The organism is Paenibacillus sp. FSL E2-0177 (assembly GCF_037992975.1).
Classification (GTDB): Bacteria; Bacillota; Bacilli; order Paenibacillales; family Paenibacillaceae; genus Paenibacillus_AQ; species Paenibacillus_AQ odorifer.
This window is the reverse complement of sequence record NZ_CP150307.1, coordinates 654,529-680,092: the sequence shown is the minus strand read 5'-3', so window position 1 is coordinate 680,092 and position 25,564 is coordinate 654,529. Positions and strand designations below refer to the sequence as shown.

Annotated in this window: 27 protein-coding genes and 2 riboswitches; of the genes, 6 read left to right on the top strand and 21 right to left on the bottom strand. The window is 45.4% G+C overall.

The window, feature by feature from the left end:
* Positions 1-13 precede the first annotated feature (13 nt).
* From MHI25_RS03145 to MHI25_RS03115, 7 genes are all read right to left on the bottom strand, one after another.
* Positions 14-1,225: a Ger(x)C family spore germination protein gene (locus MHI25_RS03145; RefSeq protein ID WP_340394962.1), complete on the bottom strand. Its 1,212-nt coding sequence runs from the start codon at positions 1,223-1,225 to the stop codon at positions 14-16.
* Positions 1,222-2,313 carry a GerAB/ArcD/ProY family transporter gene (locus MHI25_RS03140; protein WP_076179795.1) on the bottom strand — a complete coding sequence of 364 codons (1,092 nt, stop codon included), beginning with the start codon at positions 2,311-2,313 and terminating at the stop codon, positions 1,222-1,224. The genes MHI25_RS03145 and MHI25_RS03140 overlap by 4 nt, the downstream gene beginning before the upstream one ends.
* A gap of 27 nt (positions 2,314-2,340) precedes the next feature.
* A complete protein-coding gene (locus MHI25_RS03135) occupies positions 2,341-4,089 on the bottom strand; it encodes a spore germination protein (RefSeq protein WP_139330149.1) in 1,749 nt (582 codons plus the stop codon).
* A 111-nt stretch (positions 4,090-4,200) separates the two neighbouring features.
* Entirely contained in the window at positions 4,201-4,527 is a 327-nt protein-coding gene (locus tag MHI25_RS03130) for a thioredoxin domain-containing protein (RefSeq protein WP_076124458.1), read from the bottom strand.
* Between the two features lie 37 nt (positions 4,528-4,564).
* Positions 4,565-4,957, bottom strand: coding sequence for a MerR family transcriptional regulator (locus MHI25_RS03125; protein WP_340394961.1), 393 nt, complete (start codon positions 4,955-4,957; stop codon positions 4,565-4,567).
* Between the two features lie 145 nt (positions 4,958-5,102).
* Positions 5,103-5,738, bottom strand: coding sequence for a ThuA domain-containing protein (locus MHI25_RS03120; RefSeq protein WP_280753273.1), 636 nt, complete (start codon positions 5,736-5,738; stop codon positions 5,103-5,105).
* A 49-nt stretch (positions 5,739-5,787) separates the two neighbouring features.
* Positions 5,788-6,510 (bottom strand): SDR family NAD(P)-dependent oxidoreductase, encoded by a 723-nt coding sequence (locus MHI25_RS03115; protein ID WP_076306878.1) that lies wholly within the window; start codon positions 6,508-6,510, stop codon positions 5,788-5,790.
* Positions 6,511-6,738: 228 nt separating this feature from the next.
* Here MHI25_RS03115 and ytxJ point away from each other — a divergent pair, with 228 nt between their 5' ends.
* Positions 6,739-7,065 carry a bacillithiol system redox-active protein YtxJ gene (ytxJ, locus tag MHI25_RS03110; protein ID WP_042123836.1) on the top strand — a complete coding sequence of 109 codons (327 nt, stop codon included), beginning with the start codon at positions 6,739-6,741 and terminating at the stop codon, positions 7,063-7,065.
* On the top strand, positions 7,062-7,301 hold the full coding sequence (locus tag MHI25_RS03105; RefSeq protein ID WP_076124465.1) for a glutaredoxin family protein: 240 nt from the start codon (positions 7,062-7,064) through the stop codon (positions 7,299-7,301). The genes ytxJ and MHI25_RS03105 overlap by 4 nt, the downstream gene beginning before the upstream one ends.
* Before the next feature lie 99 nt (positions 7,302-7,400).
* Here the strand turns inward: MHI25_RS03105 and MHI25_RS03100 are convergent, their stop codons facing one another.
* The 5 genes from MHI25_RS03100 to MHI25_RS03080 all read right to left on the bottom strand — a co-directional run bounded on the left by MHI25_RS03100 (position 7,401) and on the right by MHI25_RS03080 (position 14,853).
* Positions 7,401-9,725, bottom strand: a complete 2,325-nt coding sequence (locus MHI25_RS03100; protein WP_340394960.1) for a histidine kinase — start codon at positions 9,723-9,725, stop codon at positions 7,401-7,403.
* Between the two features lie 104 nt (positions 9,726-9,829).
* Positions 9,830-10,438, bottom strand: coding sequence for a potassium-transporting ATPase subunit KdpC (gene kdpC, locus MHI25_RS03095; RefSeq protein ID WP_340395652.1), 609 nt, complete (start codon positions 10,436-10,438; stop codon positions 9,830-9,832).
* Between the two features lie 55 nt (positions 10,439-10,493).
* Positions 10,494-12,527: a potassium-transporting ATPase subunit KdpB gene (gene kdpB, locus MHI25_RS03090; protein WP_076138246.1), complete on the bottom strand. Its 2,034-nt coding sequence runs from the start codon at positions 12,525-12,527 to the stop codon at positions 10,494-10,496.
* 16 nt (positions 12,528-12,543) lie between these two features.
* Positions 12,544-14,220, bottom strand: a complete 1,677-nt coding sequence (gene kdpA, locus MHI25_RS03085) for a potassium-transporting ATPase subunit KdpA (RefSeq protein ID WP_076141854.1) — start codon at positions 14,218-14,220, stop codon at positions 12,544-12,546.
* Between the two features lie 216 nt (positions 14,221-14,436).
* A complete protein-coding gene (locus MHI25_RS03080) occupies positions 14,437-14,853 on the bottom strand; it encodes a hypothetical protein (RefSeq protein WP_076124472.1) in 417 nt (138 codons plus the stop codon).
* A 251-nt stretch (positions 14,854-15,104) separates the two neighbouring features.
* A riboswitch (cyclic di-AMP (ydaO/yuaA leader) is annotated at positions 15,105-15,294 on the bottom strand.
* 419 nt (positions 15,295-15,713) lie between these two features.
* Positions 15,714-15,878: riboswitch (cyclic di-AMP (ydaO/yuaA leader) on the top strand.
* Positions 15,879-15,946: 68 nt separating this feature from the next.
* Here MHI25_RS03080 and MHI25_RS03075 point away from each other — a divergent pair.
* The 3 genes from MHI25_RS03075 to MHI25_RS03065 all read left to right on the top strand — a co-directional run bounded on the left by MHI25_RS03075 (position 15,947) and on the right by MHI25_RS03065 (position 17,530).
* Positions 15,947-16,501 (top strand): hypothetical protein, encoded by a 555-nt coding sequence (locus MHI25_RS03075; RefSeq protein WP_076124474.1) that lies wholly within the window; start codon positions 15,947-15,949, stop codon positions 16,499-16,501.
* 14 nt (positions 16,502-16,515) lie between these two features.
* Positions 16,516-17,037: a hypothetical protein gene (locus tag MHI25_RS03070; RefSeq protein WP_051490930.1), complete on the top strand. Its 522-nt coding sequence runs from the start codon at positions 16,516-16,518 to the stop codon at positions 17,035-17,037.
* Positions 17,038-17,170: 133 nt separating this feature from the next.
* On the top strand, positions 17,171-17,530 hold the full coding sequence (locus MHI25_RS03065) for a hypothetical protein (RefSeq protein WP_340394959.1): 360 nt from the start codon (positions 17,171-17,173) through the stop codon (positions 17,528-17,530).
* A gap of 585 nt (positions 17,531-18,115) precedes the next feature.
* Here MHI25_RS03065 and MHI25_RS03060 read toward each other — a convergent pair.
* The 6 genes from MHI25_RS03060 to MHI25_RS03035 all read right to left on the bottom strand — a co-directional run bounded on the left by MHI25_RS03060 (position 18,116) and on the right by MHI25_RS03035 (position 22,652).
* Complete coding sequence (locus MHI25_RS03060) at positions 18,116-18,304, bottom strand: hypothetical protein (RefSeq protein WP_076124477.1); 189 nt, start codon at positions 18,302-18,304, stop codon at positions 18,116-18,118.
* 34 nt (positions 18,305-18,338) lie between these two features.
* A complete protein-coding gene (locus MHI25_RS03055; protein ID WP_076124479.1) occupies positions 18,339-19,619 on the bottom strand; it encodes an ABC transporter permease in 1,281 nt (426 codons plus the stop codon).
* Complete coding sequence (locus MHI25_RS03050) at positions 19,612-20,514, bottom strand: ATP-binding cassette domain-containing protein (RefSeq protein WP_036676693.1); 903 nt, start codon at positions 20,512-20,514, stop codon at positions 19,612-19,614. The genes MHI25_RS03055 and MHI25_RS03050 overlap by 8 nt, the downstream gene beginning before the upstream one ends.
* Before the next feature lie 4 nt (positions 20,515-20,518).
* Positions 20,519-21,448 carry an ABC transporter ATP-binding protein gene (locus MHI25_RS03045; RefSeq protein ID WP_340394958.1) on the bottom strand — a complete coding sequence of 310 codons (930 nt, stop codon included), beginning with the start codon at positions 21,446-21,448 and terminating at the stop codon, positions 20,519-20,521.
* Positions 21,449-21,466: 18 nt separating this feature from the next.
* Positions 21,467-21,862, bottom strand: coding sequence for a GntR family transcriptional regulator (locus MHI25_RS03040; protein ID WP_076185182.1), 396 nt, complete (start codon positions 21,860-21,862; stop codon positions 21,467-21,469).
* A 61-nt stretch (positions 21,863-21,923) separates the two neighbouring features.
* Positions 21,924-22,652, bottom strand: a complete 729-nt coding sequence (locus tag MHI25_RS03035) for a hypothetical protein (protein ID WP_076185183.1) — start codon at positions 22,650-22,652, stop codon at positions 21,924-21,926.
* A gap of 382 nt (positions 22,653-23,034) precedes the next feature.
* On the opposite strand from MHI25_RS03035, the gene MHI25_RS03030 reads away from it, so the two are divergent.
* Positions 23,035-23,175: a hypothetical protein gene (locus tag MHI25_RS03030; protein ID WP_340394957.1), complete on the top strand. Its 141-nt coding sequence runs from the start codon at positions 23,035-23,037 to the stop codon at positions 23,173-23,175.
* A 565-nt stretch (positions 23,176-23,740) separates the two neighbouring features.
* Here MHI25_RS03030 and MHI25_RS03025 read toward each other — a convergent pair.
* The 3 genes from MHI25_RS03025 to MHI25_RS03015 form a co-directional block, all read right to left on the bottom strand.
* Positions 23,741-24,205, bottom strand: a complete 465-nt coding sequence (locus tag MHI25_RS03025) for a DUF420 domain-containing protein (RefSeq protein WP_076124485.1) — start codon at positions 24,203-24,205, stop codon at positions 23,741-23,743.
* A gap of 26 nt (positions 24,206-24,231) precedes the next feature.
* Positions 24,232-25,152: a cytochrome c oxidase assembly factor CtaG gene (ctaG, locus tag MHI25_RS03020; protein WP_076124487.1), complete on the bottom strand. Its 921-nt coding sequence runs from the start codon at positions 25,150-25,152 to the stop codon at positions 24,232-24,234.
* A gap of 85 nt (positions 25,153-25,237) precedes the next feature.
* Positions 25,238-25,564 (bottom strand): cytochrome C oxidase subunit IV family protein, encoded by a 327-nt coding sequence (locus tag MHI25_RS03015; RefSeq protein WP_036682505.1) that lies wholly within the window; start codon positions 25,562-25,564, stop codon positions 25,238-25,240.

The following is a 25,564-nucleotide window of genomic DNA, read 5'->3' as shown; positions in this document are numbered from 1 at the left end:
CAAATGGTCCTTTCTATTCAGCCGATGTATCTGATGCACCATACTCTTCAATATTTAGTTTCACTTCATAGGTAATCGGAATCTCACTAAAGGTTTCATCCCAGTTATCCTCTACGCTCCGCCATACGGCTGGATGTTGAATACGTAAAGCGTTGCCGAAACCTGCAACCTCTGTATGCAGCTCCTTCTGCATTTTTTTCACAGTGACCTGAAGCATGTCTAAGACATGCTTCTCTAGCACTGCTTTATCCTCCTTTACAATGCCGTCATGTAACTTCTTTGCACTCTTGGCAAAAGCCTCACCATATCTCCCCGTAGATTCTATTTTCACATGAAAAGAGATCTTCCCATCCTTCACATTAGCTTTATACTTACTACCCAGAGATTTGATTTCATAGGTAATGAGCTTATTGTTAGACGGGTCGTATGCTTTGAGAGCACCCCCCTCTCCCTTTCCAGTCAGCCAAACCATACCTTCCAGCTCCGATGCATCTAAAAAACCAACGAGCTTTCCCGTTTTCCCTTTAATTACGCCTGCTCCATCCAGCTTTGTCTCCTTCTCTTTTTCTAAAGAAATTACATTCTGCAACATGAAACTTCTTTTACCATGCAAAGGACCCGCCACTTTAGCTATTGAAACCGGCTCCCATATCCTCGTGCTCCGACTTCTATTCACAAAAATCCCCTCTAATACAAATGACGGGGTTTGGCCCGGCAGCGCATTTTCCAATACATCTCTGGCTTTTCCCTTGCTGACATATAGTAGAACACTGGGACGGATATCGTTATCCCTGCTAAAGAAATCAATTAACTCAGAAAACTTGGTAGAGCGTGCAAGATTCTCACCGATCACAATGACCTTAAGGTGATGTCCGATTGGAGTACGTCTAGTACGCAGTGAAAGTGCCCGTAATGCTTCAAACATAGAATCACTTACTTCACTCATGTTATAGTAATTTCTGGTTGAGGATGGGGAAGCCCCAGACTTCATACCTGACCCTCCTGAGCCTTGAGGAATCGTAAACTGATAGGTACTCATTATTTGGGCAGGCATGGGATTTCCCCCACCTCCTTGCTGTGTTGCCTCCTCATCCCCTGTCTCCTCCGCACTGTCTAGGGCAACGCCAATCTCCATACTTAACTCCTCAACTGGTGTACTGCTCCAGCAACCGGTCAACAGAATACATACTATAAGAAATGTAATCGACACTCTCCATTTTTTCATGAAGCCGCCCTCCGGAAATGTGCGATGATCAACAGCGGCAATGGAATTAATCCAAATAAAACGATCATCCAATTACCTACGACTGTTCCTAATGCAAATAGAGCATTCACATTTGGTGGCATTCTGGAAACTACATAGGCTACTGGAAGTATAGCCAATAAGCAGCTATTAAATCGTTTATGAAATATTTGAGAAACTCCCAAAGCAGCAGCATAAATAGTGATGCAGAAGGTGCAGAAAATTTGCATAATCCAAATTACCAGTAGCAGCGATTCAAACCTCTCAAAAATAAGATAATTCACCTCAAAGCTTCTCACTAGATCAAGAAATGGCCAAGTTCTTGTGACCACTCCATCTATAGAAAACGCACCAATAGTCATTACAACAGCTAAAAGATAAAAGAACGTTGATATACATGATCCAGCAATAATTACCTTTACTGCTTTTTGTGGCTTATCCATAAAAGCAACAACGAACAGCATCGCTTCACCAGCAGTAAAAGTCAGAATGGTTGGCCTGATGCCCTTCCATACCGGTCCTAAACCATCTCCAAGGAAAGGCCGCAAATTATCGATATCGAAAACTTCAATACTAAGCAAGCATACTCCAACAAAAACTGTCCAAGTAATCGGAACAATCAACCTACACATGCTAGTGATAGCATTAAGTCCTCCTCTGCATAAATAGAAGGCTATCCAAATAAACACAGCAACAATAGCCCAAGGAGGGGTTCCCTCCAACAGAAAAAAAGAGGTCACTTCCTGTACGGAACGTGCTTCAAAACTGGCTATACACAGAAAATAAACAATCACTAATATAGAGAGCATCACTCCAAGTGGCTTGCCAATGATTTTCCCGCTAAATTGAAAAATAGTTTGACCTGGAAACCGTTGGCTAAGTTTCACTATAATTAAACCTGTTAAAAAGGTAATTACTCCCCCTAAAAAAACGGAGATCCACACGTCTGGAGTTTCACTAGCCTCTACAATCGTCCGAGGAAGTGTAAGTATCCCTGCCGCTATAGTATAATTGGCTAGTATGATCGTCGCTTGAACAGCAGTAATTCGGTCCTTCACCTCGGTACTCATATTCGCTTCCTCCTTTACTTCGATCTCTCACCCTTTGCGTCGGGGGTCCTTCGGCTTCAACAGCGTAGGGCGGCCTGTTAGAAATTGCAGTGGCATACGGAATATAAAATCTTTCCAATCCTTAATCTTATACGGTATAAACATGCCAAGATAAGGCATGCCGAAGCTTTTTAGCTTGATTAAATGGGCACTCAGGAAAAGGAAAAATAACACAACTCCATATAATCCAAAGACTGCTGCAGAAAACATCGCTATAAAACGGAGCATACGCAGCGTCATTCCCGCACTATACATAGGGATGGTGAAGGAGGAGATTGCTGTAACTGAAACAACGATGACTAGAATTGGACTCACAATTCCCGCTTCTACCGCGGCTTGGCCGATGATTAGACCGCCAACAATCCCCATCGCGGGACCGATAGGTTTAGGCAGCCGGAGTCCAGCCTCCCGTAATATTTCGATTGAGGTCTCCATGATCAAAGCTTCGATTAATACCGAAAAAGGTACACCTTGGCGGGAGCTGATGATTGAAATGGCCAACTTTGTCGGAATCAATCCCGGCTGAAAGGAGAGGAAGGAAATATATAGTGCCGGTGCAAACATTGATATCAATGCGGCGAGAAAACGCAGTAAGCGCACCAACGACCCCACCATCCACCGATCGTAATAATCCTCTGGCGATTGCAACAGCATCCCGAAGGACACGGGCATGATCAAGGCAAAGGGTGTGCCATCCAGCAGGATAGCTACTCTCCCTTCCAATAACGCTGCCATTACGCGGTCAGGTCTTTCCGTATTCTGAATCTGCTGAAATGGAGTGAAGCTATTATCTTCGATTAATTGCTCCACATAACCAGATTCTTGCACATCATCTATATCAATCGTCCTAATTCTTCGTTTAACTTCTTCGACAAGTTCATCATTCGCGATATCTTTGATATAAGTTAGAACCAGATCCTTCTTCATCCTCTTTCCTACAGTAAAAGAAATCATGGCTAGCTCTGTGCTCTGCCCATGTCGGCGCAGTAATGCCGTGTTATCACTTAACGTCTCATTAAACCCGCTTCGAGATCCCCGCAAGACAGCTTCTGATTCAGGCTCCTCTATCCCTCTTGTGTTCCCCTTCGGGGTGCTGAGCACAATAGCCTCCGGTATCCCTTCTACTAACAGCACTACAGAGCCGAACAATACCTTTTGAAGGGAGAGCTTCACATTATCCGTAAACTCAACTTCCGAAATAAGCACGATCTCATGAATGAGAATATCTTTTAGATCCTTGGCTTCCGGTATCGTATGGGGATCTTTAAAAACCTTATAGGCATCCATTAAAGGCTTCAGAATATTGCGATCCATTTTATCTTTATCTGTCAGTCCATCTACAAATATAAGGGCCGCTTGCAGCTTTATACCTCCGATACGCAACTCCCGAAAACTCACATCATGCATATCTGTGCTCATCTCTTTAAATCTTTGCAAATCCTCCCGAAATTGACCGCTATAGCTTGCTCCTGTAGGAGATTCTTCACTGATTCCAACGGAATCGTCCGCCTTAGTAACCTTTTTCGTATTGCTAGAACCTAGAGATGCTTCTCCGTAAGGAACCCCCCCACCTATGCTGCCGGCAGCTTTTTTTGCTCTAGTACTTATCGTATCTTCCTTTACATTAGCCCAACTCATCATCCGGATTAGAATAAACGGAACGAAAAAGATCATAATAGCTTGGAAAATCACACTCCATTTAGGAATTATCTCTAGAATAATATTCCACACCTTCATCACCTCCTTTATAACTGTGTTCGTATTTTTTACCGAAGATGGGTAAATCATGCACGCAAAAAAGACCCCACAATATGGAGTCTCCCTAATTTCATCTTTAAAATTATCGCCTTATGCTTGAAGAACCTTGTTCAGTATGCCTTGGTAGGCTGCTTTCGGACGCAGACCGACCAGCTTTTCCACGGGCTGCCCCTCTTTATATACAATGACTGTAGGCATCCCCATAACACCCGCTTCTCCAGCCAAATCCGGCAGTTCATCACAATTCACCTTAACAATAGAAACATCGTCTCCATATTCCTGGTGAAGATCTTCCAGAACAGGCAGCAGCACCTTACAAGGGGGGCACCATGGCGCACCATAATCCACCAGTACCGTTCCTCCACCACGTATTTCTGACCGCACCCAATCCGCACTATCGGCATTTATAATAGACATTTGCCATTCCTCCTCATATTTTTCAACACCAGCAGTACTATTCCAAGTTCTCCAGTGGACACGTTCCCAACTTGCTCTCATCCTGCTCCTGCAGAATAGATGCCATTCGTTCTTCCAAATTCCTCTTGATCTGATTCAGCTCTACAAGCTGACGTTCAATATCTTCCAATTTACTGCGGTATAGTGGCATCACTTCTGCGCAGAAAGCTTCTTTGTTCTTCAAGACACAATGTAGAAAGCCCGCGATCTGCTCTGTCGACAGACCCAGGTTCAAATATAGTTTAATCGTTTCTACCGTCTCTACAGCAAGTGAAGAATACTCCCGATATCCGTTGGCCTGACGGGTCGGCGAGATTAATCCTTGACTCTCATAGTAACGAAGTGAACGGACGCTTACGCCCGTCAGTTTAGCAAGTTCACCTATTTTCATAGCATTCTCCCCGGGGTTCATGAGAATTGTTCTACACCAGTATAAACCCTGACACCAATGTTAGAGTCAACAAAAAAAATCCAACCGCAGCTAACCCGCAGTTGGACTCGTGTTTTATGTTACAACAGGTATATCCGCTTATATCCTACAATAATCCTGCCGCCCAAAGTCCACCTCTAAGAATCATCTGGCGAAAGGGCTCTACGGAAAATGACGGCAAATGATGACCAGGCATTAAATAAACAACCCGGCCTAGACCAAATTCATGGCACCAAGCCGCCTGTCTCATTGCCCCATCATGAGGATATTCCATAAGCACAGTTGTTTCGAAATAGGGATGCTGCTCAAAATAATAAGGCTCATCATCGATCACAAATTCTTCGATTCCCTGCATAATGGGATGCTCCTGTACCGGTATGGACATCTGGAGCGAAGTGAATTCTGGATGATGAGTGAAATGCGCTCCCAGCATAGCGCCTAGCTCCTGATTACGCTGTAAGGAGATTCCGTTATGTACCACTAGTAATCCGCCACCGTTAGCCACATAGGAGAGCAATGCGCTGCTTTGTTCCGCCGGTATTTTATCATCAGAGAATTCGGTATAAGAGATCACCAGCTTGTAGTCAGATAATGTTTCTTTATTAAGCAGCCCATAATCCTCCGAGGAGAATACCTGCAGGTCATTGGCAAGGATCTGCTCAATCTCCCGGTCTACTCCCGCAAATGGGTGATATTTAACCTCCGAATAACTTCCGAGTGCCAGTGCTTTTAGTGTAGACATCCTATCATCGCCTTTCTTCGTGTAGTTTTTTTGATTACGGGAAGCCCATCTACCAAGGCCATGTATTTCCATCCACGTCAAGATAGGCCGGCTCATCCCCTAGATACTTTTTATACTCCATAACCTGACTTATAATCTGGTCTGCAGACACATCGGGTGAAATATCCGCTTGCTCATTTTTTTCGCCATGCATATAAGTCTTCATCCAGCCGGGGTGAAACACCATCACTTGACCCCCAAGCGTCTTTAGATGATTGTGCATCAGGGAGGATTGCATATTGAGAGCCGCCTTAGACATGCAGTAGCCGTACATATTAATACGTTTATTTCTGCCAATGCTGCCCGCTTCCGAAGAAATATTAACAATCAATTTATCCTTACTTTGCAATAAAAGTCCCATAAGTGCATTGCTGACTCTCAACGCGCCTAGCGTATTCACATTATAAATCTCCGCCATGCCCTCATCATCCATATCCACCAGCATCGTAGCATCATCTGCGGAATGAATAATTCCGGCATTATTAATAAGAATATCAACATGCCCCGTTCTGCTGGCGATAGCCCTTGCTGCCTGCTTTACACTGTCCTTACTACCAATATCGAGTGGAATAAGTTCCAGCTGTTCCGGATACTCCTCTTTAAGCGCTTTCAATTCATCTGTATCTCTCATGTATTGTCCAGCAAATACTGAGAACTGTTTCTCTAAAAGAGAGTGCACAAGAGACAATCCGAGACCCCGATCAGCTCCAGTCACACATGCAACTCTGTTCATTCTTATCAACACTCCTACCTAGTAAGGATTATTGAAGCAAGTTGTCTTCCTTTCACCTTAGCATGCCATCCCCTTTTTTTCAACGCGCTAAAATGAGGGTTTAGTCATCCTTGGATTAGCTGCTCCAGAATCCTTTTTGTTTTAAATTTAATATATGTTACAATCATGATTACAGGTTGTTAACAACACAATGGTTAGTAAAATAACGATCCCAGGAGGGTGATATCTATGTCTATTCAACAACTTCATACATTGGAAGATCTTGAGCAGTATGTGGCTAAACCTGGCAAGAAGCTGCTGTTCAAACACAGCACTACCTGCCCGATTAGCGCCAAAGCTAATGAAGAATTCCAGGCTTATCTAAAGGATGCGGATACTGCAGCAGCAGTAGTTCTAGTCATCGAGGATCGTCCAGTTTCCAATCAAATTGCCGAGGATTTCGGGATTAAGCATGAATCTCCACAGCTCTTCCTGCTTGAGGATAATGAGGTCCGCTGGAACACTTCCCACTGGAAGATCACAAGAGATGCTATCAAAGAGGCTGTGAACCAATGAGCCAGCAAGTGATTGTTTATTCAACAGCAGGCTGCAGCGACTGTAATCTGGTCAAACAATATCTTACGGAGCAAGGTATCCCTTTTGAAGTAAGAGATGTTATGACTAGCACCGTCTATCAAGAGGAAGTCGAAAAGCTTGGTTTCATGGGTGTTCCTGTTACTGTAGCAGGGGATCACGCCACCAAAGGATTCAATCTTCCCGAGCTGAAAGCACTTCTCGAAGCTGCTCAGTAATTCATTCGTTTAATTATTTAGCACTTGATATATGCTTACAAAAAAGGGGATTCCAGCAGCCACTCGGCAAGGAATCCCTTTTTTTCATTGTTCTAAAGCTTAGGGTTCCTCACGCATAAGATTTGCCACGACCAGTACATCTACATTTCTGGCCGAACGCAAAATCTGTTTAGTGACATCCCCGCGTAGCCATTTGCGCACCCATGAGCGTTGGGACTGGCCGATAATAATCTGTGTGCTCTGTAAGGCTTGAGACCTTTCAAGCAGCAAGGAAGACACTCGTGCCGGGAGCACGTTAGGAATCATCTTAAACGTTCCACCCAGTCGTTCCGTCAATTCTTTCAAATCATTAATTCGTTTATCGTAAGAAGGCCCGCTCTGCTTATATTCCTGTACGTACGTAACATACCAGCAAGCTTTTAGACGATAGGCAATCCGAAAACCGCGCCGAATCAGACGTTCCGCATGATCTCCTAAGGTGATGCACACATAGATCGCTTCCTGCCGCCGCCAAGGTCCCCGCAGCGACCCGACACGTTCCCAGGCCTCCAGACGTTCATCCACATCATCAGCAATTTCCCGCAGCGCCAGTTCACGGAGGGCGATTAGATTGCCGATTTTGAAAAAAGCACCCAGCGCCTGATCCACTTTGGTCATCGCATATATTTTTCCATCCTTCATCCGCTCTTGCAGTGTTTTGGGGGATACATCGATAAGTTCAACCTCGTCGGCCCGTTGCAGAATGCTGTCCGGGAAAGTCTCTCTAACTCTAACTCCGGTAATTTGTTCTACTGCATCATTCAAGCTTTCTAAATGCTGAACATTCACTGTGGAGATTACAGAGATCCCCGCATCCAATAGCTCCATAACATCCATATACCGCTTCTTATGCTTGCTGCCCGGCATATTGGTATGTGCCAGTTCATCTACCAGTACGACCTCCGGATTACGCTTAATAATAGCTGCCGTATCCATTTCCTCAAGGACAGCCCCCCGATAGTCAATGCTCAGTCGCGGAAGGATCTCCAGATCACCGATCTGTTCAAGGGTTTCTTTACGTCCATGCGTTTCTAGTAGTCCAATAACAACATCGATCCCTCTCTTTAAGAGATCATTTCCTTCTCGCAGCATCTTATAAGTCTTGCCCACCCCGGGAGCAGCACCAATGTACACTTTAAATGTGCCCCCACGAATCGCATCGATTTTATCCTTTACTTCCTGAGTACTTAATCTGTGATAGGCATCAGCTTTCCGCTCATTTCGGCTCTGCCGGGTAGGAAGAACACGTTCTCCCTCACGCTCAGCACGATCAGCCACGAAAAACACATCTACTCCGCGGATTTGCTTTAACAATGAGTTAGCAATCGAACCCTTCCACAGCTCCTGCCACGCCGTTTGCTTAGAGTGACCCATAACGATACGGGTAATATTATGCTGGATAGCGTATTTCACTAGAAGTCCCGGAATCTCCCTCTTCGAGCGAAAAGAAATCTCCTCCATCGAGGCCCCAATCTTCTCAGTCAGCTTCCATAGGGATCGCTTGAAGGTTGCTGCTTCCTTAGAGGGCGTCAGGCCCTGCTTCCAGAAGGATACCACCGCCAGATCTCCGTTTAACCGTTTAGCGATTTGCTGCCCACGGCGGATATGAATCGAGCCATTCCAATAATACTGTGCAGACACCAACACTTTTTCGGCAATCCCCGAAGCCCCCAGCAATCCTTGCTCCTCCCGATGCTTCTCCAGCGAACCATTAACATCCTCCGCAACCATTCTCAGCGCCAGCTCCCGCAGCTTGCTTAGATTCCCTTTGTTAAAAAGCGAAGTCCGCTGCTTCTTGCCCAAATGTCCTTCGGACAAACGTTGAAGTATCTTTTCCGGAGTCACATCAATTAGAACGATATCATCTGCAAGGGTGAGCACTTCCGCAGGCAAGGAATATTCCACCTCAATCCCCGTCCACTTCCGCGCAAGATCTGCTGCGCCCTCCAGCTCGTATACGTTTACAGTTGTGATGACACTAATTCCACAGCCCAATAAATATTTGATATCCTCCAGCCTAGTTGATCTCTCCGCACCCTCGCGATTATGATGAGCCAATCCATCGGTCAGTACAACCTCTGGATTAAGCGCCACAATGGCCTCCACGTCCAGATCCTTCTTCTCGATCTCCTTCTGAAACCAATGAATACTTGGAATCCGTTCCAAGTCACCCAGCTGATCCCTTGTTTCTGGACTTTGGTTGGTTGAAACCGCACAGATTACAACATCGATGCCCTGTGCTTTCAGCGCCTGACCCTCACGCAGCATCTGATAGGTCTTGCCTGATCCACTGACCGGACCTATATAGATCTTCAGACGTCCACGATGCAGCTCATAAATAGAGAGCAGCAGTTCCTCCGGCGTCTTCCTCCGATATGTTCCCATCAAGACCACTCCTTAATAACCCGTTCATCCATTCACTCTTCTATGCCAGAAAGCAAGATATCCCTGACCCAGTTTGAACAATCGGGCAGGGATATTAGCTATATTTATTTGTTCGTTAATTTCTGCAGCTCCATGTTCAGCTTCAGAACATTTACCCGCTTTTCACCAAACAGCCCTAGATCGCGACCTTCGGTCTGCTTATTCACTAGCTCTTCCAGCTGCGTGGCTGGAATCCCAGTCAAATTACTGATCCGGGGAATCTGCACAATTGCCGACGCAGGAGTGATATGCGGATCAAGACCTGAACCCGAGTTGGTTACTAAATCAACCGGCAGCTTGTTTACAGGCACATCCGGATTATCCAGCTGCCACTGTGTGATGGAATCCTTCGTCCGCTGCAGCATATCCGGGTTGGATGGGCCGTAGTTATTGGAGCCTGAGGCTTCCGCTTTATAATCAATGCTGGATACACGGCCATGGAATAATGCCGGGTCCGTAAAGCTTTGCCCGATGAGTTCTGAGCCCACAACTACTCCAGCGTCATTCTTCAGCTGACTGCCGTTTGCTTGCGATGGCATCAGAACTTGAGCAATCGCTGTAGTAGTCAGAGGATAAATCACTCCGCAAAGAACAATAAACACTAGACATAGCCGTAATATAATAAAGAAATTAGCACCCTTCGATGATGACAACTGTTCTTCAGCGTCCGCAATCGATTTTCTGTTATTCACGATGCTCTCACCCTTTCAATGATTAGTCAATCCGTTGTTATATCCATACACTTACGAGCAAATCAATAAGCTTGATGCCCGCAAAAGGAACGACAACTCCACCTAAACCATAGATAAAAATATTACGTCCCAGCAGCTTCGTAGAACTCATCGCTTTATACGAGACACCTTTCATAGCCAATGGGATCAGCAGCGGAATAATAATCGCATTAAATATTAATGCAGATATAATTGCCGAGCTAGGTGAACCCAATCCCATGACATTCAGGGCTTCCATTTCAGGAATGGCGAGCATGAACATTGCCGGAATAATTGCGAAGTATTTAGCGATATCATTCGCAATACTGAACGTTGTCAACGCGCCCCGCGTCATCAGTAGCTGTTTACCAATAGCTACAACCTCAATGATCTTCGAGGGATCGGAGTCCAGATCAACCATGTTTGCTGCTTCCTTAGCGGCTGTAGTCCCACTGTTCATCGCTAAGCCCACATCAGCTTGGGCAAGGGCAGGTGCGTCATTCGTACCATCACCAGTCATTGCCACAAGCTTGCCTTCGTTCTGCTCACGGCGGATAACCGCTATTTTATCCTCAGGTGTACTCTCTGCAATAAAATCATCTACCCCTGCTTCACGGGCAATAGTAGCTGCGGTCAGCGGATTGTCCCCTGTACACATGATAGTTTTGATTCCCATTTTTCGCAGCTCATCAAACCGCTCTTTCATGCCTGGCTTAACTGTATCCTTTAAGTAAATAAGTCCATAAATCCGGTTGTCTACCGCAACTGCAAGCGGGGTTCCCCCCATCCGAGCGATAGCATCGGAATTACTGTCGAGGTTCGCGGGAATGACTCCGCCCTTCGACTGTACCCATTTCTTCACGGAATCGACTGCCCCTTTACGAACAGATCGTCCATCACGCAGATCTATACCACTCATCCGGGTCTCAGCCTTAAACTCTACGAACTCTCCGCCTTCAGCAAGTTTGCTGTCATAGCTGCGTTCCAGCTTCTTAGCCAGCTCAATAACAGAACGTCCTTCCGGAGTCTCATCCTTTAGCGAACTAATAGCTGCCCAAGCCGTAAGCTCAGCTTCCGTTTCATCTCCAACTGGCACAAAATCACTCGCCATCCGGTTTCCGAAAGTAATCGTACCGGTCTTATCTAGAATCATTGTATTAATGTCGCCGGCAGCTTCAACGGCCTTCCCTGACATAGCAAGGACATTAAACTGTGTGACGCGGTCCATCCCTGCTATCCCGATAGCGGAGAGCAGTCCCCCGATTGTGGTCGGGATCAGACAGACCAGCAAAGCGATCATAACAGGAATATCTAGATCAACGCCCAGATAAGTCGCAATAGGCCGCAAGGTCACTACTACAATCAGGAAAATCAACGTCAGACTGATCAAGAGTGTATTTAGTGCAATTTCATTGGGTGTCTTTTGACGTTTCGCCCCTTCAACGAGGGAGATCATCCGATCCAGGAATGACTCACCGGGATCACTGGTAATTTTGACTTTAATCTCATCACTGACTACCCGGGTGCCGCCTGTGACTGAGCCGAAATCTCCGCCGGCTTCCTTAATAACAGGTGCAGATTCACCTGTAATTGCCGATTCATCTACGGAGGCCAGCCCTTCAATTACTTCACCATCGCCAGGGATAAGTTCTCCCTGACTGACGATGACGATATCTCCTTTACGAAGCTCGGAAGAAGAAACGGTCTTCACAGACCCTCCAACGAGTTTGTTAGCTGTGATATCCTGTTTCGTTTTCTTGAGTGAATCCGCCTGGGCTTTCCCGCGGCCTTCAGCCAGCGCTTCAGCGAAGTTGGCAAATAACACTGTGAATAACAGAATGAACAACACTGTGATATTGAAGCCTACCGATTTCTCTGCATTAAAATATCCGGGGGCCAGTACCATAAGCAATACAATAATCGTACCGATTTCGACAACGAACATGACCGGATTTTTGATTAACGTCACCGGGTTAAGCTTAATAAAGCTATCCTTTACAGCGCTTAGGAGTATGGGTCCCGTCAGCAGCTTTTTTCTTTTTACAGTACTCATCTTGTTCTCCCTCTTCCTACCGTAAGGTCAAATATTCTGCAATCGGGCCGAGCACAATGACCGGCAGAAACGTCAGCGCACCGATAATTACTACGGTACCAATCAGAATTCCGGTAAACAGACCATTGTCTGTGCGGAATGTGCCAATCGTCTCAGGAACTGGCTTCTTCTGGATCAGTGAGCCTGCTACTGCCAGCATCGCGATTATAGAGACATAACGGCCAAGCAGCATTACGATCCCGGTTGTAACATTCCAAAAGGTGGTGTTGTCCGCAAGCCCTTCAAATCCTGAACCATTGTTCGCGGCAGAAGAGACATATTCATATAACACTTGGCTAAGTCCATGGAATCCGGGATTCGTGATGGAACCGTTGCCCAAGTCCGTTAAGAACGCACCTGCTGTTGGTACAAGGATAATGAACGGATGCACAAGGATAGCAATCGCAATCAGCTTCATCTCCTTGGCTTCTATCTTTCGCCCGAGAAACTCTGGTGTTCTGCCGACCATTAGTCCACATAAGAAGACGCCCATGATGGCATACATCAGCATATTGATTAGTCCGACACCTTTTCCCCCGAAGACGTTGTTGAGCATCATTAGGGCCAGAGGGGTAATGCCACCCAGCGGTGTCAGCGTATCATGCATATTGTTAACACTACCTGTCGTAGCTGCCGTTGTTACCGAAGTGAACAGCGAAGATTGCGGGATACCAAAACGTACCTCTTTACCTTCCATGCTGCCTTGCGAAGACTCGATCCCCAGCGCATTGATAGCTGGATTGCCTTTGGTTTCCGCATAATAATTCAATCCCAGCAGTAATACGAACAAGGTCATCATTGCTGTGAAAATCACCCAGCCCTGACGTTTGTTCTTAGCGAACAATCCGTACATATATGGCAAAGAGGCTGGCAGCATCCACATAGAGAGAATCTCCAGAACGTTCGTAAGTGGATTAGGGTTCTCAAAAGGATGCGCTGAATTGGCTCCGAAGAAGCCGCCACCATTCGTACCTAAGTGTTTAATTGATTCCAAAGAAGCGACTGGACCGATAGCGATTTGTTGCGTCTGCCCTTCGAGTGTAGTGACCTCAAGCGATGGCTTGAGCGTTTGTGGCACATGCAATCCTACCAGCACCAATGAAACTAGCAGAGCTAATGGAATGAATACACGAATATGTGCTTTTACGAAGTCCTCGAAAAAGTTCCCGACTGATTTCTGTCCTGTAATCCCTCTGACAAAAGCAACCGCAACAGAAAATCCGCTCGCTGCAGACGTGAACATCATCATCGTGATGACTGCCATTTGTGAAAAATACGATAGTCCCGTCTCCCCGCTATAATGCTGCAGGTTCGTATTGGTCATAAAGCTGATCACCGTATTGAATGAAAGCGTCTGTTCCATATCGGCAATTCCATTCGGGTTCAGCGGCAATCCCCGCTGTAATCTTAGAAAAATATAACTGAAAGCAACCAGTACGATATTAGTTAAAACAAAGCTGAGTGCATACTTCTTCCAGGACATTCCGTCCCGTTTTTTCAGGCCGATCAGCTTATAAATACCTTTCTCTGTGCCTGCAAACCAGCGATCCGTACGATTCGGTTCGTTAGAAAATACATGATATAAATACGTTCCCATCGGCTTGACCAGCAAGATGAGAATTACAATTACGACGACTATTTGCAAAATGCCCATGAATGCCCCTCCTTAAAATTTCTCAGGATGAATCAACGCGTAAACCAGATATATAAACAACAGTAGGGTAACAGCGATTACTAGAATCACAGCTTATCCCTCCCCGTATCCTCAACTACACCTGCGCACCAGCGCATAAAGCCATAAAATAACCCGTAAATTACAGCTAACGAAGCCACCATATACAGATCCATCATATCTTCCGCACTCCTTCCATTATCCTTGATGAGGTGATCTATCGATTAGAAAATCAGCATCACCACTATGGGAATAGATTACATAGCTCGCACCAAGTCTTTTATAGACCAATCTAGGATTTATTGAACTTGTAATCACAAAAATCGGCTGTGTCGTCCAGGTACGGCACATCTGAATATAGCGGCAGCAAAGCGGAAAGCTGCTCTCAAACAGATATACCCTGCCTACCGGGAACGATGGGCGAAACCAAGTGCTCTGATGGCGGGTATCCACTAGAATAACCTGCTCAATCCCGAGCTCCTCAAGTAAAGCTTTCTCAGCCACATTGTTGGTTAATCCCGCCATCTTAATACCCCTGAACTTCAGAAGTTTAATGAAATGTTCTCCCGCCTTTGTAGGCGCACATACAAGCACATATTCATTCTGATCCGTCATCTTTTTTTCTCCTCCTGCTCATTTACAACAAGGAGGCAACGAAAATCTCCGAAAGGATGTTGACCTATCGTCATTTTCGGGCACAACCTAAAGCTCGGTTGTGTCACGTCATTAGACGCTGCCTTACAAATACCGCTAATGATGAATTTAGCGACCTCTTAGGGGAGGCCTCCATAAATGCTTTGCTTCTAAGAGCACAGCAAAAAGCCACAAAGGATCTCCTCTGTGGCTCGCTAGCGGTCACATTGCACTCATCCTCTCTCCATACGCTTACGAGGTTAGCTGTCGGATTCGGGCGGTGAGAGTCGCCCTACCTGTATAGATGCGAGCTCACTCACACCCTCTACAGGATTCACCCCATAATCGGCTTCCGACTCTCACATCGGCTGCCGATTGTTGGTTCCCCCGCTTTCCTTATCGGAAATTAAGCGGATCAAATATTCGATTGTCGTTGAAACAGGAGTAATCATACTCTTATGCACGAAGACTTGTAAAACCTGAATGATGCCAAAATAATGCAAATTAAAAACTATTTTCCCATTAGATAGCGCTTACTTGATATCTAATCTCTCTATATCTCTTGTTTACTCGAGTTTGGAGCGTTTAATCGCTATCTATAACCCATGTGATTTTATTCACCTTTTTAGAGCGAAAATACTGCAAATTCCCATTATAGGTAGAAACGCAAGAAGCTGAGGCTGAGCGAGAAAGAGGCGCGATAACACGCCATAAATACCTATTTACCTCGTTTTTCAGTCGTAGTCGGCAGGATATGGTTAAAATTGCTCTAAAAGAACATTTTCCGTTTTTTACAGAAAATCTTGAAAAGAGTATGATTCGGGTTGAATCTAATTCATGAAAAACAATCAACGCTGAGTTCCTGCATTCGCAGGGAACGGGGGAACCATCAGGCCACCTGGCCTACTTGGGGTGAATCCAAAGGAGACTGCATAAGTCTCAATAGGTAGGGCGACTCTCACCGTCCGAATCCGACAGCTAACCTCGTAAGCGTAAAGAGAGAGACCCTTGATCCGCCACGCTTTGGCCCAGGTATATCTGCCTGTAATCCAAAACCGCAGCAGAGGTCCTCCTCTTGCTGCGGTTTTTGCGTTACCTGAGCTTATTAGGTGATAGCACGCTGGATGGGGTGAATGTTTTGAAGCACTATTATTTAGGGATACATCAAGGGCTGCTTGAGCCGATAAGTCTAAATTACGTTTGTTTCGGGGCCTTGTGGTTCGAAGAACATAATCACAGGTACATTGTAGGCTATGCATTTGGCCAGAACCAGATCCAAGCCCTTCGCCAGTTCAGCACACCTTCTTCTTGTAAAGACTGTTTAGACTCTAAGATTGTATATGAGATATATAAAAAAATTCGAGAACAACAGCAGCAGCAGGATTGGTCATCACACCAAAAGCTCCCGTGGTTTACAGCCTTCAAGGAGCCTTGGAAAGATGTAAGCGCCGGTTGGTATGTCTTGAGATCCCGCAGCACCTTTCCCTTACATCTATCTGTTATACGAAAAGAGAAGTTCCGACTATGGCTAGAGCATACCGCAGTCTGTGAGAATAAAATGGAGATGCTCGCTTGTGTAGAAAAGGCTAGTGTCACTCATCATGTTGACTTAAAGCTTTTGGAAATCTAAGGAGGAACCCTACTATGGACCAGCGCAGACTATCCCGCATTGAAGTATTTGTATTGGATGAACCCGAGCCTATTCACTATGGAATGGAAGGGGCTGAAGGCTGCCGTTATGGTATTCTGAAGCTCACCTGTAAGGGAGGCTGCAGTTGGGGGGCTTGTCTGATCTCTGCTAACACCAAAAATTTCGATCTTATTAAATGGAGTTCTTTTTTACGGGCCATCTGTCATTGCCGTCTTGAAGAAGCGCTGGATAAGGTCCGCCGCGAAGGTTCAGATTGGGAGCAGGTTAAGCTTGAGCTAGTTCAGGGTGCTTTGCAGGATTTAAAGGCCAAGCTCCAGGGTAAATCCTTGGCAGGGCATATTCAGCAAGGGCGTCTGTACAGTGTTGCAGCAGGGGGGAGCAATTCCAGAAGTGAACGGCTCTACTACAAGCCTTCAAAAGCTTTATCCACTGCCTCCCAGCAGAAACACAGTTGCCCGGAACCAGACACCGCCGATCTCATCAATAAATCCATCTCTTACTTTTCTATATTATAGATTCAAGCAAATCTCTCAATCTGAAAGGATCGTGTTCACCATGCCTGACCCCTTACCTCCCGAGTCCACCTACAGTACTAAATTTGCAGAGTGTGTTCAAAAGTACACTAATGAAGTCTACGTACTTAGTTCCATGTTGTTAGAACAATCTAATGAGGCAGACAAGATTACTATCCGCACCTTCACAGAGCTTCATAAAATATATCGTCAGGATGATTTTGATCCTCAGTTATTCTCTATCCACGCTTACCGCACTTGTATTCACCAGTGTGCTGATTCTTTTGCCCGGCGCTCCCTTCTATCGGCTAAGGCATTACCTTGGGAGGAACAGCTTGTGAAGGTCATGTGGTACGGCCTAAAGCTGCCTCTTTCTCAAATAAGCATTATTCTGCAAAAAAGTGTTCCCGCACTGAAAGCACAGCTTAGAGCTGTACGGGAGCAGATGACCACCCAAACGGATATACTAACGAGCGCAAATCTTTCTATAATTTAGTCACTGACTAGAATTCAGACAATCTTTAAGCGCATGAAGCGACTAATGGACTCAGGAGCCTTTAATTGAAGCTTTTCCTCAAATATGGTCGGCGTTCGGACTCCAGAGTCACTAATTGTTTATAGAGCACCAAATATACGCCTACTTCCACTCAATAGCATCACTGGAGTCCGCACCCCCTTCAAAAGACCTTGAAATCGCCAAATAACGCCTTCTGAGTCCGAAAGTAAAAATCTCGAGCGATGAGCGTCTTGGATCGTCTTAAAGCAAGCCCTAATCATCTTCCACCAAGACAAGGCTTACGGACCCAGATGACGTTACTTACACGTTTATCGCCTTTTGAGCATAGTATCGGACTCCAGTGCAACTATTTGGTTAAAAGAGCTACTAATTCACCATTTTTCATGCCAATAGCGACTATAGTGTCCGATATCTTGCTAAATCTCGATGATTGCTGCATTTAAGTGCTGCTGGGTCCGTTAGCTATATCAGCTCGTATACAAAGAGATTGCCAACTCAAAAACGGGGATATCCCAGCAACCATAAATGGCTGTTAGGATACCCCCGAAAATTCAGTTCCTACTATTACACTTTACTCTTACGCGCCTTACCGTACATCCACAATCCTGCCAACATCCCCACTATAGCAACACCAGTCAATACGCCTTGAACGAAATCCATAAAAGTGGAGCCATCCGGAAGCATTCTACTAACCGTAGCCAGCGATACCGAACTCATTAAAAGCATAATGGTATATTGTTCGCTTGTAGACATCATTAGCACTCCTTAAAAGTTATATGAGGTCTTCTTAGATCTTGTAAGCTTTCATTGCTTTTCTGATTTCTTTAATACTTGGGCGTTTGCCGTACATCAGTACGCCGGTACGATAGATCTTGGCTGCCAGCCATCCGAAGATGAAGGTAGTCACAAGCAGGATCAGCAGCGATACAATGACTTGCCAGATCGCCACCTCGCCGACACCAATTCGGAGCAGCATCGTCAATGGTGAGGTGAAAGGCACATAACTCGCTATCTTAACCACTAGAGTATCTGCATTGGAGATACTGAACAGTGGAACATAGAACGCTACGAAGCCTAACATCATGATTGGCATTACCGCCTGACCGAGATCCTCCGTACGGCTGACAATCGAACCTACAGCCGCATACATCAAGGCATAGAGGAAGTAACCTAATACGTACAAGACAAATCCATAGAGCAGCAAGTTAATATTGAGCTGGCCTAAATCGAGATCAAAATCAGCCAATACAGTCGCATTATGCGGGAGCGTCAAATTGACGACGATCGCTGCGACAAAGATCCCAATTTGCAATATTCCTACTAGGAAAACACCGATAACTTTACCGAACATTTGCGCTAAAGGTGAGGCACTTGTAATCAGAATCTCCATAATCCGCGAGCTTTTCTCAGAAGTTATCTCTGCGGCAATCATGTTGCCTGTCATCATAATGGACATAAAGAACAACATAAGCATGGCATATACGATAATGTAGTTAATGGCTGGAGTGTCCTCCTGAGAGCTTTCACTGCCACCGCCTGCGTTAAGCTGTTGTGTAGTAATCTGCACAGGCGTTGACATTGCAGCAATCTGTTCAGAGGTCAGCTTGTCGCCAACGATGAATTGTGTGTTTGCTTGCTGAAGTGCATTTTGGAGATAAACTTGCACATCTCCGTTTAGTTCCCCATCATTACTATGATAAGTAACGGGTGGAAGCCCTTCACCAGTAGGTTCCGCAAAAGTAACATAACCTTCTACGGTCTCTTCATCTAATGCTTTCTTTAACTCGGCATCCTCCGCAGAAGCATATTGTACTATCTTAGCCTGTGGCATGCCCTCTGGCGCAGTATAAGCCTTCAACAATTCTGCAACCTGATTTCCCTCTTCAGCAATCACAGCAATTTGAGTAACTTCACTTTTGGCCGAATCACCCTTAAACTGATCGATGATATAGGGAAGATTCATCCCTATGCTGAGCAATAATACTAGAATCAAAGTAGTAATCATAAATGATTTCGTTCTAACTTTATTTTTAAAGGTAAAGCCGATAATTGTCCCCATCTTATTCATTAGATTCACCCACCGCTCTGATAAAGATTTGGTTTAACGTAGGTTCCTTGATTTCAAAATGCTCCACTTCACCCTGTGCTATCGCCTGCTGTAAAATACGCTGTGCTGCACCGATCTCACTGATCGATAACAGATACCCACGCTCCAGCCGTTTAACTGCTGTAACACCTGCGATGGACTCCAGACCTTTTACCTCATTAGCTGTACGCAGCAATACTTCTTCCCGCGGGTAGCCATTCTTGATCGTGCGGATATCCCCTTGAACGACCGTATTGGAACGATCGAGAATCGTAATATTACGGCATAGCTCTTCCACATGCTCCATCCGGTGCGTAGAGAAGAGGATACTTGTTCCCGAATCACGTAATTCTTTGACCGTATCTTTCAGCAGCTCCACGTTTACTGGGTCCAGCCCGCTGAAAGCTTCATCTAGAATCAGAATCTGCGGCTTATGAACGACAGCGGCGATAAAGCCCATTTTTTGCTGATTTCCTTTGGAAAGCTCTTCTATTTTTTTATTGTAATAATCCGGAACCTCGAATCGATCCAGCCAATAGCGCAAGCTCTTATCTGCATCACTAGCTGACATCCCACGCAGGCGGGCCAAGTAAACGATTTGATCACTGATCTTCACCTTAGGATATAGTCCACGTTCTTCGGGCAGATAACCCATAAGTTGCTGCAGTTCACTGTTGAAAGGTTTCCCGTTATACAAAATCTTGCCCTCATCAGGGTAGATTAGGCCGAGCACCATACGCATCGTGGTTGTTTTCCCCGCGCCGTTCGCCCCCAGTAATCCGTAAATTTCCCCTTTACCTACGGTTAGGTTAATTCCGTTTACTGCGGTTTTTTCTCCATATTGCTTAACTACACTTTCCAGCTTTAAGGCTTCCATTTCTCTAGTCCCCTCTCTTGTGGTCAATTAGAATAGGACGATGACCCTGTGTCCATAAACTTAATATTTCGTCCAGCTCCAAACTGCGGCTCTTGATAACCTTTACGCCCAAGTCATGAATGCGTTTCTCGTTTTCAGAAAATTGTTCTATGATAAAAGAAGCTACACCCGGTGTATCCATGGTAAAGTGCAAGCCTCCTGGCAACTCAGCCGATAACTCCGCAAGCTCCTCTTCATCCGCAGCATTCACCCAAACCTCGGTCCAAGCACCGAACAGACTGTCTTTTTCAGCCATACCCAGCAGTTCTCCCCGATGCATAAGGACGATATAATCCGCCAGCCGTCGCACCTCATCCACAATGTGTGTGGAGATGATAATCGTTGCGTTGTGCTCATCCATATATTTACGAAGTGTCTCGATCATAATCTTCCAGGCAAAAGGATCAAGACCCGATGAAGGTTCATCCAATAGCAGCAGACTTGGCCGTGCCGCAAGTGCTGCAGCAATTTCGAATTTCCGGTGCTCCCCTTTAGACATCTTCGAAAGTCTCGTATGATACGGAACCTCAAAGCGATCCATCAGCTCGTGAAAATACTGATCGTCCCAATTTGGATACCAATACTTCCGAAATCGCGCTGCCTCCTCTGCATTCCAGTGGTTCTCCTCAGTAATTGACGTTTCAGGAACATAGGCAATGGTCTGGCGAAGCTCCAGAGACAACCCGCTATCATACCTGTTCTCGAACCAATATATCTCGCCTTCCTCTGGATTAGTCAGCTGCATCAGCAGATTCAGCAGCGTACTTTTGCCAGATCCATTCTGACCTACCAAAGCTGTAATATATCCTTTAGGCAGATTCAGGGTCAGCGGTCCTATCGTCTTGTTTCGCCGCCGTTTAAGTACATTCCGCAATTCTATAGCCATCTGTACCATATGAGTAAGCGCCCCCTCTCAATCCTTTTCTCTATACTTGCGTTCTATAATCTCCATAAAAATCTGTTCAATTTCATCCTTGCTGCAATGTACCGATCGGCCGATATCCACTGCACTCTCAAGTGCTTTGCCAACCGTTTCACGTTTATATTCTTCCATGGCTCCGTCACCTACATGGGATACAAAGGTACCCGTTCCTTGTCGCGTTCGCAGCAAACCTTCGTTCTCCAGATCCTGATATACCCGCCGCACGGTAATTACACTGCATTTCAGATCTCCTGCGAACTCACGAATCGAGGGCAGCAGCGTACCTTCTGTAATGACTCCGCTAATGATTAATGATCTAAGCTGAGTCTCTATTTGATGATAGAGGGGCTCTGCACTATTTTCGTTGATTTGTACCGGTATCCACATTATTTACACCTCGCCTTCCACTCTAGCGTGCTAGAGCGCAGTCCTTGCCATTTCCGATTTTTTATATGAGATTGCGACTTTTCAGCCGATGTATAGTCCATTTAGAGAATAACTGCACAGATATTGTTCCCAGCAGAAGTGACCCCCACATGATCGGAGATAACAGCCCCCACTCCTTAGAATAGGAGATACTGTATAAGAACAAACTGCCTCCGCCCAGTGTAACTAGGAACGATGTTGCCCACGATAAAACTACGATAAGCAATGTTAGCCATAGATAAGCTTTGCCGCTAAAAAGATATTCAATAAAAATATATAGACCTGAGACCATGAATCCGAAGCCGAGCCAAGTAATCGCAAAAGCTATATACGATGGAACCGCCAGCTCTGCCCGAAAATTCTCTCCTAACAAGTAAATAATACCGAAGAATAACGTGCCATTTAGAGTAAAGGAGATCACACCCTGAAGTTTTCTCCGCAATAATATTACTGAAGCTGGAATCGGTAAAGTTCGTAAGTAAACCAACATTTTTGTGTATGAGTCTTCACTCCAATATTTCATGGAACGGCGAGAGAATGTTAATCCCAATAAGGGGATAAAGGAAAGAAATAAGAAATCCGCTAGCATCGTCCGATCCTGCTCACCTAGTACATCATTTGCTATCAGGCTAGTCAGTCCACCAAGATAACTCATAAAAACAACTGTTATCACGAGGGTCCCTAATATTTTTAATTTGTCTCCGCGAAAATCAGAGCGCAACATAAACCATGAATCTTTTAATGTTCTCATTAATGCTAACCTCGCTTTACAATGTCTTCAGCGTCTAGCAGAAGCAGGTGTTCATATCCCTGTGCTTACTGTATATATCTATATACACAGTATATGACCTTGGTTTTTCATTGTCAATCCTGTAACTGGAAATTATTCTAAAGAAATAGGAGGTTTGGGCAACCTCATACTTCAAGCTTATGAAGACACTCTCAGACGTTAGGTAACGCTTATTAATTGAGATTAACTACAATGAGGGGGAATTGAGGCAGAATGCTGCTACGGGGGCGAATGTAGCTGGGATAATGGAGTTTATTAGATAATTCATTCTGGAAATGAAGTAGTAAGAGCTCACTCTCTGCTTCTATGCAACGTGTTGGTGTGATGTTCGTTATGGAGGCGAGTGCCGGAGCAGATACTGGTTCGGGTTAGTATGCTGGTGCGGCTGTGGTGCTGGTTCGGGGTTATGATGCGTGCGCGGCGGATGGTGCAGTTCCGATTGTGTGATGTGTGTGCGGCGGATGGTGCAGTTCCGATTGTGTGATACGTGTGCGGCGGATGGTGCAGTTCCGATTGTGTGATGCGGGTATGGCGGATGGTGCGGTATCGGGGGCGGGGTGCTGATTCGGCTGCTGACTGGTTCAGGTTTCGGGTGTGGGATACCGTTTCGGCTGCTAGTGCAGTTTCAGGTATGGGATATGGGCGACTGCCGGGCGGATTAACATTAGGGAAAAACTCCCTAAAATCTGCCCAACCGAGCTTAGATTATTAGTTTTTAGGGAAATCCTCCCCAAAATTTCAGCTATTACTCCGTTATTGAGCTAAATCCATTCACTTTCAGGGAGGATTTCCCTAATTATGGCCTTTTTTAGCTACTTTCGTGCATTATCAGGGAGGTTTTCCCTAATTGCGTCTTTTTCGAGCTAACTTCGTTCAGTTTCGGGACAGATCCCGAAGCTCTACAAACCAAAATAAGCCCATCACCCGCAATCCCTACTCAGGAACATGCAGATATATAGGCTTATTTCATAACTATTTACGGTTCTGCTACTCTAGTGCTGTTCATTCGCTCAACGCACTAAACTCTGTGCTCTATTCAAGCACTTATTTTACGCTCCCAAAATAACTTCCCACACCGGCTTGGTATGTCCACCTGGATACAAAACATACAACAGCACGTACACCATAACGCCTGTAATCGCTGTGATAAACCAAATTATCGATGTCACTCTGCCCCACTTACGGTGCTTGGAATACTTCGCCTTGAAACCAAGAGTTAACGTAGTAAGTCCGAATACCGCAGCTACGGTTGCCAGAACGATATGGAAGATCAAAAACACTTGATAAATTGTCTTCAGTTCATCCGGTCCACCCCATGAGGTATTTCCCACAAACAACGTTCTCGATACGTAAACAATAAAAAACAGCAGCGCAGCGATAGCGGCAGCAATCATCGTTTTCTTATGCGCCTCGCGTTTGCCCTTGATAATGAGCCACCAACCTATAGCCACCAGCACCGCGCTGATCACGATGAATGACGTACTAATAGTCGGAAACACTGTGAAAATATCCATGATTCTCCCCCTCGGCAGTCTACCAGTTATGCACGGTTCAAGTTGCTCTCCTGAAGTGTTGAGGATGGCGTCGACAATTCATCGTCGTCTTGTCCGTTCTCTTTTTTATACCAATGATAGAACACATAAGCAAGCATAGAGGCAAAAATAAATTCCTGAATGAACTTCATCGCGATGCCTCCTACCTGTTGATCCACCTTCGGCGACATCACTTCAAAGAATGCAGGACCTCCAAAATTCTGAAGTAAAACAGAGGGGTCACCCGAGATACAATAGCCCATAGCACGCGCCCAAGTCTCTGGATCACTGTAAGTGGCGTAGAGCGGATGATCGGCAAATATAATCAGCCCGCAAGCCGGCGTCAGCAATACCATGTTCAGAAAAATAAATCCAATCTTCCCAAGCCCACTCGCCATACGATGTTCCGGCAGCGGATTAATCAGTGTCCACCACATTAAAGCAGAAGTCAGGAACAAAACAATGTAATAAATACGATGAACAGTAAAATGCAGCATCACATAATCATGAATAACAGGAATATGGTACAAGGAAAAAAGTCCGTTAAACAATAGAGCAGCTACTACCGGATGAGCTAAAAAAGATAACCGCCGAAGCGGATTCACCTTTAGTATCCTGCGCCAGATAAAATCTGGAATTCCAAGCATAATCAGCGGCACCGCTACCAGATAAGACAAGGCCATACTGACCATGTGGAAGGAAAACATCATATGCCCTAAAAGGCTAATGGGTCCTCCTTGTGCCAGGTAAAGGGCAAGCATCCCACAGACAAATAACGCTCTACGCCAAAATGGCACCGGTAATGAATCGGCATAACGCCCAGCAATCGGACCAATCCACACAAAATAACCTGCTGTCAGCAGCAGCATTACCGCTAGAAAAAGCGGACTCCATAGTTCAGCAAAACTAAAGTATTCTAATCCCAGCATAATCCCAACCTCCTAGCGCAGGAATTCATATATCTAAACATCAAAAAGAGGGGGCATCGCAGCCCACCTCTTTCATTATCGTCCGTTAATTCCACCAAACCCAATACAGCGACATAACAATACAGGTCCCAGCGATAAAGAAGCCACCCAGCATGAAGAGAATCGGCAGAAGATGCCCTTTATCTTTTAGATGCATCCAGAAGCCCATCTGCACAATGACCTGAAGAACAGCCATTACCAGCAGCAAAATAATCGCAAAGGTTGCATTTACGCCCCCAGCCGCAACAGCAGCGAAAGCAATCAATGTTAAGACAATGGAGAAAATAAAGACAACAATATGTTTCTGTGGTCCTTCATGCCGATGACGTTGCTTATACCCGCCGCTATCTGGCATATGCTGATCCGTCGTCAT